Here is a 15,359-nt window from a genome sequence, read left to right as displayed (position 1 = left end):
ATCACCTCTCATCTTCTTTATAAAAAATGATTTCCTTTACATCTATAATAATAACATAACCCTTAATATAAGTATATACTTTTATTATATAAATATACCCATTGTTCAATTGATTTCTACACAAAAAAAGCTTAATCATTAAGATTAAGCTTTTTTTATACCAAACTGGTATCCCCAGTAGGAATCGAACCTACATCTGTCCCTTAGGAGGGGACTGTTCTATCCATTTAACTATGAGGACATATTAAATTGTATGAAAAATACATTCCTATTTTAAACCTTTATAAACTTAAAGTCAAGATATGAAATTTTTGTAAGAAATGATGCTGATAAATCATGTTTATCAGCATCATTATTATATCTATTAAATGCTAAAACTATGCTGCTAATTCCTCTTTTTTACCTTCTATAAGTCTTACAAACTTTTCTCCTCTGTCTATAAATACAACAGCTATTATTATAAATACTACTAGATATGCTAATAGGAATAAAGAACTTTGAGCTATAACTGAGAAATCTGAACCTGCTATAGATTCTCTTAATCCTGCTATTGCATAGGTAAATGGAAGATATGGATTTAAAACTGTAAAGAATTTAGGTACTAATTCTAATGGGAAGGTACCTGCACAAGTTGTTAAGTTAAATATAAGCAATACTATTGCAAGGAGTCTTCCAGCATCTCCAAGTAAAGATATCAATGCTTGTATTATCGCTATGAAAGTAAAGGATAATAATATATTAAATCCAAAGTATGCTATTAAATTATTTGGTTTTAATCCTAAGAATAAAACTACTATACTAACTAGCACAGCTTGTAGTAATCCTATAAAAGTATATGAGAAGTATTTACCCAAAACTCTTGAAGCAGAACCTGCATTCATTCCATCTGCAACCTTTGGTGATATTACGAAGAACATCATGATTGCACCAACCCACAATGATAATGGGATAAAGTATGGGGTAAATCCAGTACCGTAATCCTTAACTGTATTTATAGCTTCTGTAGTAACCTTTACTGGCTCTGATATAAATGTTCCCATCTCTTCACTTGAATTCTTTAGATTATTATTTAGCTTGTTTGAACCATCTGATAGTTTGTCTGATAATTCTTTTGAACCATCTGTAAGTTTTACAACACCATCTTTAAGTTCAGGCATCTTTCCATTTAGTTCTCCAAGTCCGTTACTTAACTTACCAGCTCCATCATTTAATTGATTTACTCCACTTATTAATGAAGGTACTGATCCGTTTAGTTGTCCTAATCCTCCATCAACTTGAGTTGAGCCATCATATAACTGATTTACCGCTCCATTTACTGTATTAAGACCTCCAGTAACCTGAGTAGATCCATCATATAATTTTTGAACTCCGTTTGTTAGTTCTGGAATAGATGCTAATAAATTTTGAGCAGTTTCAAGATTTCCTTGTGTTAAGGTTCTATCTGCTATTTCTAAAATATCCGCATTATTTTTTATATCTTGTTGAAGCCCCTTAACTTGAGTGGCTAGCTCTGGTGCTTTTTCGAGCATTGCCAAAGTTTCAGGAGTATTTAGTTTGTCTATAAGTGGTTTAGCAGAATCAATATCACTCTTAATTTTTGCAACCTTAGGAAGTAACGCTTGAACCTTAGGGTCTTGAGTACTTGTTATTAAGTCATTTATTAAAGCTAAGTTATCCTGATTCTTTGCTAAATCTGTTTGTATACTATTTATACCACCAATTAAAGTTGACAATGCAGAAACATTATCAGGCTTTTGTAATGCTACACCAACTGCATTTAATAGAGGTAATTTAGAGTTTACTAAGCCCATTGTTGCATCATAGTTTGTAAGTAAGCTACCTAGAGCATTCGCTGATTGAGGGTTAGCTTGAACAACTGCCATCTTATCTTTAGCCATTTGCTCATAAGAGTTTAGTTGTGTCATCATTCCATCTAGTTCTGGCTTGTACTGTGCAAATCCATTAGTCAAATTACTTACTGCACTCATGTACTGAAGCATAGTATCTCTTTCTGCTGCAGATAATTGAACACTTTGTTCTCCTTGAGCTTTTGAAGTTCCAAGCTTCACCGCTATGGTTTTTAGTTCATTATTTAGAGCATCATTACTTTGCATAGTAGCTATTTGATTCATTAAACCATTTAAATCACTCTTTGTTTTATCCATTGCAGCTAACTGATTACTCAATTGTGTAGGATTATTTAGAATCCCTTGTACAAGAGCAACATCACTCTTTGTAATCAATTTGCTTGCAGAACTTAGATTATTTAATGAACTTATTATTACAGGCATTGTTTTTAGTTCATTATTAATATCCATACTTTGCAACTGACTAAACAATTGTGGTTCATTATTTTTTAATTTTAATAGGGCTACTTGTATAGAGTTCGCATCACTAACTAGTTTGTCTGCATTTTGTACCCTTGTTGCTAAGGCCTGTTGATTTTCAGGCTTTGAGAAATCCATCTGTGATAAAACTAGTTGTATAGATGGTTTACTCATTAATACTTTTATTCCTTCATCACTAGTTAACTGCTTTATGTCGCTCATTGTACTCTCTACTAGTTTAACACTAGAAGTATTTAAAGAATTAAGTACAGAAAGATCTGCATCAGATAGTTTTTTTCCTGCGGCTATTACTGATCTGATCTTTTGAAGATTTTCTACATTCAAAACCTTACTTGGATCAAGTTTATTAAGTCCTAAGCTTATAACTGTTTCTTGCCCTTGTTTGATCTTATCATTAAGCATTCCTAAACCATTAGTTATTTGATTAGACCCATCAAGTAATGCAGGTATACCTGTTGAAGCCTTTAACTGTCCTAATCCCCCTGTTATTTGATTTGATCCATTATAAAGCTCTGAAACTCCACTTGGCATTGCTGATGTCTTGTTCTTAAGTTGACTTAATCCGTCACTTAACTTATTGGAACCATCCTTAAGTTGTGAGACACCATCTGCCATAGTTGGTACATTACTACCTAAGGTATCTATACCATCATAAAGTTTCTTACTTCCATCTGCTGCTTGTTGCATTCCATCTTTTAGTTCATACATATTATCAAAAGTAACTTTTGTAAACTCTTTTGATATATTTGATGTGATTTTTTGCTGAATAGCTAGTTCAACTTTTCCTCCTATTTGTGAAGCAAGAAAATTCTTTTTGTCATTAGGCACAAACTTAATCTCTGGTGATTCAGGCTTGTGATCCTTTGAACTGATTATTTTACCAGAAAAGTCTTCAGGAATTACAAACATAGAATAATATTTGCTTCCCTCTAATCCATCTTTAGCTTCTTGTAGAGTGGTAAATTGCCACCCAACTTCTTTGTTTTCCTTAAGTTCCTTTACAACATCATCGCCATAATTTACAGCTTTCCCATCATTCTCAGAACCTTTATCTAGATTTACTACTGCTACTGGAAGCTTATCCAATCTTGAATAAGGATCCCAAAATGCAGCTAGATAAAGTAAGCTGTATAACAAAGGCACTATGATAATTGCTATTACAGAAACCCTTATCAATCTGTTTCTAAATATGCTAGAAATATCTTTCCAAGCAATTTTAGCAAATTTCATACATCCACCCCGCTTTTCATAAGTTTTTGTACTGACTGGTCAGTTCTATTTATACTATTTTTAATTATCTTTTGCAAAAGCCATTTATAGCATTTTATGTAATAAAATCAGCTAATTATGGAAAATATACTTAATTATCTCTATTATCCTCAATTTTATTCCACTCTTTACATACTTATATTTACTAGTGCTCTTTCTTACTAGGTATTAATCAATTAAAAAATTGTTTTTAAGGGCAAAAAAAATAGAGAGTAAAAAATTTTTACTCTCTATTTTTAGAATCAATATCAAACTCTAAAAAACCATTCTAAAGTTCACTCTTTTGTAACCCTCTAAAATTATAATCTATTAAATTATCAATAATATTTTCTAAATTTATCTTATCTATATTTATTATTTCATATACAGCCGCAGATATTAAGCTTCCAAAAAACGCATAGGCCATAAAAGAAACATCACCTTTTCTTATTAAACCAGTATCTGCCGCCTCTTTTATATATATTTCTATACCATATATATATCGTTGAATCTGATTTCTAAGCTCTAATTGTCTAAGTTCTTGTCCCCATAATTGACTCATTATAACCTTGAAAAACTCTTTATTTCTATACAAAAAAGAAAGCTGTATTTTACAAACTTCTTTCAGTTTAACTAATGCATCACCATCTATATTATTAACCTGACTTATTTCATCATGCATAAGATTGATGCCTTCTGTTATTATAAAGTTGAATATCTCTTCCTTACTTTTAAAATGATAATACAAGGTTCCTTTAGCTACCCCAGCTTCTAATGCTATTTCATCCATTGTAGCACCATTATAACCAGCCTTTGAAAAGATACTTATCGCAGCTTCAAAGATTGCTCTTTTGGTTTTATTCATGTTAAATCACTCCGTAATTTTTATTGACCAGCCAATAAAAATATATAAATTAGGTAAACTAATAATACTTGAATATTAATTCAATATATCTTAAGCTTATTTAAGTTAAATATACAATACTTAGCTATGATTAACAATATTTATTTCAAATATTATACTTCAAATCGTTGACCGAAAGGCTAGATGTGATACAATTAGATGAAAATAATTCTAGCTTTATTATATATTTAAAAAGGTGAGGTAAACAATGATTAAAATATACAATAGGAAAACAAAAACCTATGAAGAAGAGCAAGTTGCTGGATTAAATTATTTAAAATGGTGTTATGAATCACCTATTGGAAAGAGCATAACTGAGTTATTTATTAAAAGAAAGCTTTTTTCCAAGGTATATGGTTACTATTGCGATTCACCATTAAGTAAAGGTAAAGTAAATGAATTTATAGAAGAATTTAATATCGATACTAATTTATCAATAAAAAAACAATCTGAATTTACAAGCTTCAATGATTTTTTCTATAGAAAGTTGACAGAGGAAGCACGTCCTATAGATATGAATAAAAACGCTTTAGTTTCCCCTGGAGATGGAAGACTTTCTGTATTTGAAAATATAGACTTAAATAATATAGTTCAAGTTAAGGGACTTACTTACTCTTTAAAAGAACTGATAAGCAATGACAATGTGGCAAATGAATATGAAGGTGGAACTTGTATACTGCTTCGTTTGTGTCCTACAGACTATCATAGGTTCCACTTTATTGACTATGGAACATGTGGTGAGACCAATAAAATAGACGGTAAATACTATTCAGTAAATCCAATAGCTTTAGAGAAAGTTCCAAAACTTTTCTGCCAGAACAAAAGAGAATGGTCATTATTTAAATCTGAAAACTTTGGTGATATACTTCACATTGAAGTAGGCGCTACTTGTGTTGGAACTATAATTCAAAGTTACACGCCTAATAAAAAAGTTGAAAAAGGGTCTGAAAAAGGTTACTTTAAGTTTGGTGGATCTACTACAATATTATTTTTGAAAAAAGGTGTAGCTAAAGTACATCAGGATATAATACAGCAGACTTCTCTTGGATACGAAACAAAAGTAACAATGGGTGAAACTATCGGAGTAAAGCTTTAGATAATATATTATTAATAAAGTAGTATACTTTAAGTTAATATAGAGCTAAAAGCCTCTTCTTAACTATCAGAAGAGGCTTTTAGCATATAAATAGCTATCTTAGTATTATCTTTCTTAACTTTTCTTCAAACACTTTCTTATTTCCATCATAAATAACCAACTCAATATTCATTTCTTTAGCTCTCTCTTGTACAGAATGTTTTAATGGAACTTTTGTTGCTACTAAAATCTTAACTACATTCTCTCCACCTAATTGTTCTGCATACACATTAAGCTCATTAAGGGCAATCTCATCATATTTTGCTGTATCTTTACATGATATACATATGAGGGTAGAGTTTTTTATTGCAACTACATCTAATTCATTTTTAACTCTATTCTTTTCATCATCCCAAAAAAATAACAAACCACTTTTAACCTCATCTACCTGTCGTATGTTATCTACTACTCGCTTTGTATATGCTTCTAACCAAGAACCACTTTTGAATATAAAGCTTTTTATGTGATTGTTCAAAAACTTTATCGTAATGTGGTTGTGTTGTTCTAAGGTATATTGTATTTGATTATTCTTTTTCAATAAATCTAACATAGAATTATATATATCGATTTCTTCTTTAGTAAGATAATTCATATCAAGCTTTATAGTCATAGGATCTAATTGATTATGGATAAATACCTTAGAATCATATAATCTATATTTTAAACGCTCCCACATACCTAAATTATTTGATATTAAGTCGGTTATCTGATCTATTATTGCCTTATTGTTATTTTCAGTGGAATCTACTATTATAGATCCGCCTGAACTTTCAATAATCTCTTCTATGTTTAAATCATAAAAGTTTTCACCAGTTATATCGATTCCCTCATCATTAAAACTTATGAGTTTTTTATTTTCAGCATCTAAATAAATACATTTTATATTATACTTTTGTGCAAGATAGAGCAAGGTTAGCGAATATATTCTTTCTCCACTTGTTACGTTTATCAATAACCCTTTATTTTTATATTTTTCAAGCACTGATTTAATACTTTCAACATTAAATTTATCTATAGATTCACTAGTAAATGTAATACTGGGAAATTTGCTATTATAATATTTTTTCAAAATATCTAATTGAAGCTGCTGCTCTTTAACTTGCTTATATATAAATATAACTTCTTTAGGTTTAAATCTATCAGTAGCTATTATATTAGCCTCATTATGGGTGTCTAATAAGTTTACTAAAGTATTATATTCCACTTGATCACCTCAAATTATCTTTTTATTATATATATTGTGAATACAATCATGCTTATATACACAGCTAAAAGCTAGACCCTCCAACTATAAGTTTCAATAATTATCTGTCCTTATTATATAGCACGTCCAACTTGGTAACTTAAGTTAAAATCCACATTTATAAATGAACCACCTTATATTTAAACTTATATTTTCAAGTCCTACTCTTAGAAATCAAAAGAGTTTTGAAAATAAGCTTCGGTTTGAACTAATACATTTTCAATGATTAAGATAAAATTTATAGGGTCCATCACTAATCGTAGTTACAAGACTAATTCTCATACAAATTATTAGTCAATATAAAATACTATTATAGTGAAGAAACCCTATAGCAGTTAATCTCTCATTATTTATTAAAACATGCTAAATTTCTTTCCATGAGGCCTTGTTAGTACATAAGCTAAAGAGGCTACTGAAACCACCAATCCAACACTAGCATATATACATTCCTTCATTCCCCAATCTTCAAACATTTCATGTTGTTTATCATTATTATGGTGATGATCATATTCTTTTTGTTCACAATGATCATATTCCATATAAGCTGATTCTAAATCTTCCTTTGGAAAAGGTGATCTTTTATACTTCATAAGATGTCTAAATTCTTTATTAAGGTTTACTCCTACACTCCTATTCATATATACCGTTATGTAAACTAAAAAACTCTATAAAAGCTATAGAAGTTTATGTTTACTTCCTACTTCACCGTGCACGATCTATATACCGATAAAACATATAGTTTCGTCTGGTCTAACACTCCATAGGCGTAACTTCGGATGTATTCACCCTACATAAGACATAATTTTATGTAAAATTAGTCTAAACAAACGGTTTTTCAACTCCTTTCAAATTTATTGACCAATTTATTAAAGTTTCAGTATAAGGGTTCCCTAAATATTAAAATTTAAGTCATAAAAATCATTTATAACTATCTTATTTTATTATTTACCTCTCATATAATTTATATTTATGTAAATAATAAAAGCGTAAATAAAATGGAAAGGAGAAATATATTATGGCTCAACACAAAATCATGAGTTTTAGAGATGAAAATGGAAATAAAATTGAATATAAGATTTTAGATCAAGTTTTAGTTAACTCGGCTGAATATGTACTTATGTGTCCTGTTGATGATGAAAGTAGTGTAGAAATATATAAGATAAAGTTTGATAAACATTGGAATGAATCCTTAGAAGAAGTAGAAAGCCAAGATATAATTAATCAAGTAAAACAAACTGCTCACCTATAATAACTTATTAGCCCAGATTAATGATAATCTGGGCTAATAAATTAAATCATCTATAAAGTATCTATTTATAATATAAAAACCTTTTATATATTTTGTGCTATTCCTTTTCCCAGTACTACTCCAATAAGACTTAAAAAAAGATTTAAGCATATATTGACCATGGCCAATATATATGAACCTTCAGAAAACAAATTAATTGTTTCATAACTAAAGGTAGAGAATGTAGTTAAACCACCCATTATACCGGTAGTTAAGAATAACTTTAGATTTGGAGAAATCATTTGTGTGCTAATACTTAGTTGTGTTATAAAACCTATAAGTACCCCTCCCACTACATTTACAATTAGTGTACCATAAGGTAAAGTAGTACCAAACAGTTTTGGAGAATGGATTGATATGATATATCTTAAGGCAGCTCCTATAAATCCACCTATTCCTACATATAATACTTTTTGCATAGTTTCCCACCTTAAAAATATAATTTATTTAATAAAACAAAAAATCAAATCATGTATAATAGCTATAATCTTTCCCATTAAAATTACTACAAACTTTGCTCTACATCATGTACGTATTGAGCATCCTTACTTAGTATATGTTGCCTTATCCATGCAACTATAAATGTTAATATATCAATTATATACTGATCTTGATTAGATTCTATATCATCAATATCTATAGCATCAACTTTTTCAATAAAATAATCATGTTGTAGTTTATGTGTAAAGATTTGCTTGTGTCTCACACTTTCCATTAGCTTTTCTTCTTCGTTAAAATGAAACTTGGCATAATCTTTTAATTCATTTATAACCTTTTTCACCTTTTCATACTTATTATCACAAACCTCTTCCTTGAGAAGATTATAGCACTCATCAGCAAGTTCAAATAATCTTCTATGCTCTTTATCTATCTTATCTATGCCTGTTTCATACTCTTTTGTAAGCTCAAACATCAATCTTCTCCTTTCTTAGTTTTATCTAAAATCAAAATACAATAATAAGTATTCCCATTGTTTTGTAGTTTAATTTCTATATAATGTAATAAAACTTCAGGTTTACTGAACTAAGCCTGAAGTTTTATTACTATCTTGTAGGAATTATCTCAATCCAATATTCATCTGGGTCATTAATGAAGTATATTCCCATTGACTTATTTTCAAAACAAATGCATCCCATCTCTTCATGAAGAGCATGAGCTGCATCAAAATCATCAACTTTTAATGCTAGGTGGAACTCATTGTCTCCTAGATTATATGGTTCCTTCCAATCTCTAAGCCAAGTAAGCTCTAAAGTATGTTTTGATACACCGTCACCTAAATAAACTAATATAAAGCTTCCATCCCCAGCAACCTTTCTTCTAACTTCCTTTAATCCTAAGGCCTTTTCGTAAAAAGCCAAGCTCTTTTCAAGATTTAAAACATTTATGTTGTTATGGTCAAATCTAAAATTCATATTCAAACCTCCTTAAAAATAAAGCATTATAAAATAACCTTTTATTAATCAATTATTATTTTCCACAATATAGACACTCTGAATTTTATAATGCAAATTATAATTCTCATCTATAAAATTATTTTCCTGATTATAATTATATTATAAAATTTATATTTAATGAACATCATAATATGAAAATAATGTTTATACGTTCCAATATTTTTATTCAATGTATGAAACTTTATTTCCATAATATATTATTAGCTAATATATTATAATATTTTTATAACCATTAAAGGTATGGTCCAACTCATATTATGTTTTAAATTTGTTAAACATATTTATAAATAGAACTAATTAAATTATTACTTTCTTAAGTAAAGAACTGTATTACGATTATTGAAGTATTTTATAATAAAGTCTATAATTTGTAATAATTGTAAGCTAATCTTTAACAAATCATGAAACGGGGGATATAAATGAATAAATTTAATGTAAAAATAAATTATCTTTACAATAGCGGATTTTCAGTAGAAACTGAAAACTATCTTTTAATCTTCGATTACTTTAAGGATACTGTTGATAGTTGTATAAAAAATAGAACAACTGGCGCTATAAGTGAAGAAGACTTAAATATATCTAAAAAACTAATAGTATTTTCCTCTCATAGCCACGCAGATCACTTTAATCCAGTTATTCTTGAATGGGAAGGCATAAGATCAGACATTAGCTATGTGTTAAGCAGTGATATACAGCCTAATAGCAATAGTAAAAATATAAATATAATATCAGCTTATGAAACATTAAATATACAAGGTGTGGAAATCAAGGCTTTTGGCTCAACAGATCTCGGAATATCTTTTTTAGTTAAGGTTGATGGCACCAACATATTTCACTCAGGTGATTTAAATTGGTGGTATTGGTGGGATGATGAAGAATCTGATATTAAAGAGGCTGAACAGATGTTCAAGGCTGAAATATCCAAGATAAAGGCCAATAATATAGATATAGCGTTATTTCCTGTAGATCCAAGGCTTGAACACAATTACTGTGTTGGTGGAGAATACTTCATAAAAGAACTCTCTCCAAAAATATTTATTCCGATGCATTTTGGTGAAGATTATGCAACTACAACTAAATTTAAAGAAAAAGTTGCGTCACTACCTGTAGATGTTAAAGAAATAAAACATAGAGGGCAAGAATTACAACTATAATGCCATATAGAAATAACCTATACTATTTTTTATTAATAGGTTATTTCTATATAGATCTAGTTAAAATATATTTGGATCTGGTTTGTTACGTCCACATCCTTGGTAATTCAATCTTTTAAACGCAGGACCTTCAACATTGCCACCATCATAATTGAATCTTGAACCGTGGCATGGGCAATCCCAAGTCTTCTCAGCTTCATTCCACTGAAGTTCACAACCGATATGTGTACATGTTGTATCAACTACATGAAGACCCCCATTTTCATCTCTATATGCTCCCATCTTTTGACCATCTATTTCTATAACTTGTGCTTCACCATTCTTAATATCTATATCATTAGGAACCGGTGAAAGCTTACCTGATATAAGATTTTTAGCTACATCTAAGTTATCTGAAATTATATTAGGAACAGAGCTTATATCAAACCTTGATGGATTATAGACTGATGCCCATTGATTTTCACCTTTTGTAAGTAAATCTGTCAAAATCATGGCTGAAACAGTGCCATTAGTCATGCCCCATTTACCAAAACCAGTAGCTACCAAAACATTTGAAGTGTTTGAATTTATATATCCCACATATGGGACACTATCTACTGTTACACAATCTTGTGTTGACCATCTATATAAAATACTTTCTAAATTAAAGTTTTCTTTTGCAAACTTCCCTAAGTTTTCATAATGAATATTAGTTTTTGTCTCACTTCCAGTTTTATGATGCTCTCCAGCTACTAATATGAGCTCGCCATCTTCAAACTTTTGGGAACGAAGAGATCTTACTGGTTTCTCTGCACTTATAAACATACCTTTTGGAAATGGGTCCTTAGCCTTAACCCCTATTATATATGATTTTTCTGCATGCATCCTTGCAAAATATAACCCTAATCCGTCATAGCAAGGAAAATGTGATGCTACTATAACCTTCCATGCAGTAACCTTTTTACCTTCATCTGTTTTTACTACACATTTTTCATTATCATCAACATCAACTACTTTTGTATTCTCAAATATATTACTTCCATCTCCAGGTATATCACCAGCTAATGCAAGAAGATATTTTAATGGGTGGAATTGTGCTTGATCATCAAATCTTACTGCAGCCTTTATACTAAAAGGCAATGGTACTGAGTCAAGATATGTTGCTTTTATTCCTAGCTTAGAAGCTGCTTTTACTTCATTTTGAATTTTTTCTATATACTCATCTGATTGAGTGTATATATAAGAGGGATTCCACTGAAAATCACAATCAATATTTTTCTCCTTGGCTAAATTATGGATGAATTGAATTGCTGATTCATTGGCTTCTGCATACTTTCTTGCTTTTTCTTCTCCAAAATTATTAGTTAGCTTATCATAAATTAAACCGTGCTGAGAAGTTATCTTTGCAGTTGTATGTCCAGTAGTACCATGTGCAATACTGTTAGCTTCTAAGATAGCAACTTTAAATCCTTGTTTTTTTAAAAGGAAAGCTGTAGTTATTCCAACAATACCTCCTCCTATTATCGCTACATCTACTGTTATATCGTCTTCTAACTTAGGATAATTAGTTTTATTTGTTGACGCAATCCAATAAGGTTCATGATTACTTGAAAACACATCAAATTCTTTTCCATTTATATTCTCCATTTGCGACCTCCTGAAAATAACTTTTTAAAATATGCTTTTTGAATAAACAATTATTATTTTTTACCTTAGATGAAATATTATGTGCATATTCATAAATTTTCCTAACAGGTCTTTTATATAATTAATTTTAATACAAAGTATAGTTTGTACACATTTTATGTATTGCTTTCATACTATAATATACCTTCCTATGTAGAGTAAAGAAGCAAACAATTTGATTTCTAAAGATATAGGAGGATTTAATTAATTATGGAAAGACGTAATATTTGCAGTGAATTTGCAAAAATTCTTGGCGCAGAAATTCTTACTTCTAATAATAAGGTATGTGCTGTAACTTTCATGAGAGACATACCTGCAGAAACATTAGGTAGACCAATTCATTCCCCATTAGCTCTATCTGCATTGTTTTCTTTTGAATCTATAGATAATCCACTAGCTTTTGCAAGAAAGGTAGCAGATGCCCTAAGGGGTTTAAGAAAGTAAATAACTATCATTAATTATAAAAGATAACACCTTCTACAGAAGCTATCTTTCTATAGAAGGTGTTTTATTTATTTCCCAGTAAATATATTTTATTTTGATCCTACACTATCCGTATAAGCTTTTAAATCATACAATGCTCCCGAGTTTCCACCAAAACCTCTACCATTTTGTCTAAATTGATCATCTTGATTTGATGTACTATCAGTTGAAGTATTATTATCACCTGTAGCTTTAGTAGTTCCTGATGGGTCTGATATCGCTGCATCATCCGTAACATTTCCTTGAGTAGAATCACTATATTCACTTGAGGAAACTAACTTACCATTTTGCTGTACCCAATTCATTATCTCACTGCTTGATGAATTTCCTCCACCCATTCCGCCAGTCATTACATATCTTACTTCACCTTTAGCTACTAATTGTTTAAATTGATCTAAAGTTATTGACTTATCATTTCCAAGGAAGCCTCCTATAGCCATTACAGATTCTCCAGTGCTTATTATTATATCTGACGCTGAGTTAGCATTTGATACAACAAGTAAGTACTTTTGATTAGCAGTCTTATTTTTCTCTAGGAAGCTTACTAATGCTGAATCTTTACTATTTTTCATGTTTCCACCCATTTGGCCTTCACCTGTTGAACTACCTGATAAAAGTTCTAAACCTGCTGCTGGGAATGAATTATTTAAAGGATATACTAAAGCTGCCGCTGATCCTGCAAAAGGAGTTACCATAAGTCCTACTACCGCTAAACTTACTATTATCTTTTTAAGTTTAAGCATTTTACCATGTCTTTCATTGTTTAATTCATGTTCTAATTCTTTCTTTCCAATATTCATAAGATTTAATATTAAAAGAATTATTGATGAACCTAAACATAATGCTATCACTAATGCTGCTAATATTTTTATAATATTTGATGTGTCAACAAAGTAATATAACATTAGCATTTGAACTAAACCATTAGCTAATAAAGCAACTGGTAAGAACCATGATTTCCATCCACCTTCTTTATAAAGTTCCCACATAGTTGTTATTCCAATTCCAGCTAAAGCCGCAGTTGGTGGTGCTAACATTGTTAAGTAATATGAATGAAATGTACCTGTATTAAAACTAAAATATATAAATACTGGTAAGAACCACATTCCCCATAAAGCTAAAGCTTGTTTTTTAGTATTATCCAAACGGAATTTTAGCTTTTCTTTAATTGCCGCTGCTATAAATCCAAATATAGCAAGTGGTATAAACCAAACTATTTGGTCTGAAAGTATATTTTTTGAAAATAGTCTTGTAATGCTAGATGGTGTTTGAGCTCCAAAGCTACCTGCAAGTCCTGAACTTCCTCCACCCATTTGACCGCCGCCACCTTGCATGTTACCTCCTGGACCAAATCCTCCATCACCGCTTGGTGGTGTGAATTGACCATTTCCTCCAGGTGCCATTTGGTCACTTCCATATTGTGTATTGCTGCTTGTATTGTTTGATGTATTTTGATTTTGATTATTTTGTGTTGCACTAGAAGTAGCGTCAGTTCCATCTTGCTGTCTTGAAGGACGTTGACCATTTCCGCTAGGTGCTCCGCCACCATTACCATTATTATTGCTGCTTAAGCTAATTCTTTCTATCCCATTATGTCCTACTATAAGTTCCATAACTGTGTTATTTGTACTACTATCAACGTATGGTCTGCTGCTTGCTGGCACTAAGTCAACAATAACTGCCCATGATAAAGAAACCGCCATTAATATGAAAGTGCTTATTATTAAATTTAGTATTCTCTTCTTAATTGTAGTTGCTGTTGAAAGAAGATATGTTATATATAAAGCAGGTGCTATCATATATGCTTGTAGCATCTTTACATTAAAGCCTATACCTACTAGAACCATACTTAGTATAAGATACTTAAGCTTACCATTCTCTGCTGCTACTGTTAATGCCCAGCATGCTAGTAGAAGCACCATAACCAATGTATTATCAACTGAATTGTTTCTGCTTACTGCTACAAAAACTGGTGTTATTGCTAGTGATAATGCCGATATAAGACCAGCAACACTTCCAAAAGATCTTTTAACTAAATGATATATTATTACAACAGATATTACCCCTGCTAAGGCTTGAGGAAGTATTATACTCCATCCACTAAACCCAAAAATCTTAGCTGAGATAGCTTGAAGCCAAAATCCTAGAGGCGGCTTATCTATACTTACAAATCCTGCTGGATCAAAAGACACAAAGAAGAAATTTTTAAAACTCATAGTCATACTTTTAGCAGCTGCAGCATAATAAGCATTGGCTGTTCCTTCAATCCCTAAATTACCAAAGTTAAGTACTGCCGATAATATTGTAATTAAAACTAAAGCAATAGTTTCTTTAGTAGCCTTTATTTTTTTCATCATTAATCCTCCCTTAATTGACTAACCAGTGTGATTAGTCATCTTAATCACCCCTACAGTCCATAGTATTTTTACTTTCCATT

Annotated in this window: 13 protein-coding genes and 1 tRNA gene; 4 read left to right on the top strand and 10 right to left on the bottom strand. The window is 30.5% G+C overall.

Going from position 1 to position 15,359, the window contains the following annotated elements:
* Positions 1–166: 166 nt before the first annotated feature.
* The 3 genes from bsdtw1_RS22100 to bsdtw1_RS22090 all read right to left on the bottom strand — a co-directional run bounded on the left by bsdtw1_RS22100 (position 167) and on the right by bsdtw1_RS22090 (position 4,461).
* Positions 167–241, bottom strand: a tRNA-Arg gene (locus tag bsdtw1_RS22100).
* A gap of 136 nt (positions 242–377) precedes the next feature.
* Positions 378–3,578, bottom strand: a complete 3,201-nt coding sequence (locus tag bsdtw1_RS22095) for a YhgE/Pip domain-containing protein (RefSeq protein ID WP_183279622.1) — start codon at positions 3,576–3,578, stop codon at positions 378–380.
* A 307-nt stretch (positions 3,579–3,885) separates the two neighbouring features.
* Positions 3,886–4,461 carry a TetR/AcrR family transcriptional regulator gene (locus bsdtw1_RS22090; RefSeq protein WP_183279621.1) on the bottom strand — a complete coding sequence of 192 codons (576 nt, stop codon included), beginning with the start codon at positions 4,459–4,461 and terminating at the stop codon, positions 3,886–3,888.
* A 247-nt stretch (positions 4,462–4,708) separates the two neighbouring features.
* Here bsdtw1_RS22090 and bsdtw1_RS22085 point away from each other — a divergent pair, with 247 nt between their 5' ends.
* Positions 4,709–5,596, top strand: a complete 888-nt coding sequence (locus bsdtw1_RS22085; protein WP_183279620.1) for a phosphatidylserine decarboxylase — start codon at positions 4,709–4,711, stop codon at positions 5,594–5,596.
* Positions 5,597–5,690: 94 nt separating this feature from the next.
* Here the strand turns inward: bsdtw1_RS22085 and bsdtw1_RS22080 are convergent, their stop codons facing one another.
* A complete protein-coding gene (locus bsdtw1_RS22080; protein ID WP_183279619.1) occupies positions 5,691–6,839 on the bottom strand; it encodes a Card1-like endonuclease domain-containing protein in 1,149 nt (382 codons plus the stop codon).
* A 392-nt stretch (positions 6,840–7,231) separates the two neighbouring features.
* Positions 7,232–7,468 (bottom strand): hypothetical protein, encoded by a 237-nt coding sequence (locus bsdtw1_RS22075; protein ID WP_183279618.1) that lies wholly within the window; start codon positions 7,466–7,468, stop codon positions 7,232–7,234.
* Between the two features lie 425 nt (positions 7,469–7,893).
* Here bsdtw1_RS22075 and bsdtw1_RS22070 point away from each other — a divergent pair, with 425 nt between their 5' ends.
* Entirely contained in the window at positions 7,894–8,127 is a 234-nt protein-coding gene (locus bsdtw1_RS22070) for a DUF1292 domain-containing protein (protein ID WP_183279617.1), read from the top strand.
* An 83-nt stretch (positions 8,128–8,210) separates the two neighbouring features.
* Here bsdtw1_RS22070 and crcB read toward each other — a convergent pair whose 3' ends face one another.
* The 3 genes from crcB to bsdtw1_RS22055 form a co-directional block, all read right to left on the bottom strand.
* On the bottom strand, positions 8,211–8,585 hold the full coding sequence (gene crcB / locus bsdtw1_RS22065; protein WP_183279616.1) for a fluoride efflux transporter CrcB: 375 nt from the start codon (positions 8,583–8,585) through the stop codon (positions 8,211–8,213).
* 86 nt (positions 8,586–8,671) lie between these two features.
* A complete protein-coding gene (locus bsdtw1_RS22060) occupies positions 8,672–9,079 on the bottom strand; it encodes a bacteriohemerythrin (protein WP_183279615.1) in 408 nt (135 codons plus the stop codon).
* Positions 9,080–9,209: 130 nt separating this feature from the next.
* On the bottom strand, positions 9,210–9,578 hold the full coding sequence (locus bsdtw1_RS22055; protein ID WP_183279614.1) for a VOC family protein: 369 nt from the start codon (positions 9,576–9,578) through the stop codon (positions 9,210–9,212).
* Positions 9,579–10,039: 461 nt separating this feature from the next.
* Between bsdtw1_RS22055 and bsdtw1_RS22050 the strand changes: the two genes are divergently transcribed.
* Complete coding sequence (locus bsdtw1_RS22050) at positions 10,040–10,774, top strand: MBL fold metallo-hydrolase (RefSeq protein WP_183279613.1); 735 nt, start codon at positions 10,040–10,042, stop codon at positions 10,772–10,774.
* Between the two features lie 60 nt (positions 10,775–10,834).
* On the opposite strand, the gene bsdtw1_RS22045 is transcribed toward bsdtw1_RS22050, so the two are convergent.
* Complete coding sequence (locus tag bsdtw1_RS22045; protein ID WP_183279612.1) at positions 10,835–12,400, bottom strand: FAD-dependent oxidoreductase; 1,566 nt, start codon at positions 12,398–12,400, stop codon at positions 10,835–10,837.
* 249 nt (positions 12,401–12,649) lie between these two features.
* Between bsdtw1_RS22045 and bsdtw1_RS22040 the strand changes: the two genes are divergently transcribed.
* A complete protein-coding gene (locus tag bsdtw1_RS22040; RefSeq protein ID WP_183279611.1) occupies positions 12,650–12,883 on the top strand; it encodes a DUF1259 domain-containing protein in 234 nt (77 codons plus the stop codon).
* An 89-nt stretch (positions 12,884–12,972) separates the two neighbouring features.
* Here bsdtw1_RS22040 and bsdtw1_RS22035 read toward each other — a convergent pair whose 3' ends face one another.
* Positions 12,973–15,276, bottom strand: coding sequence for a glycosyltransferase family 39 protein (locus bsdtw1_RS22035; RefSeq protein ID WP_183279610.1), 2,304 nt, complete (start codon positions 15,274–15,276; stop codon positions 12,973–12,975).
* Positions 15,277–15,359: the final 83 nt, after the last annotated feature.

This window comes from Clostridium fungisolvens, from assembly GCF_014193895.1.
In the GTDB taxonomy this organism is placed as follows: Bacteria; Bacillota; Clostridia; order Clostridiales; family Clostridiaceae; genus Clostridium_AR; species Clostridium_AR fungisolvens.
The sequence above is the reverse complement of the archived record's forward strand: the minus strand, read 5'-3'. Positions and strand labels throughout refer to the sequence as shown.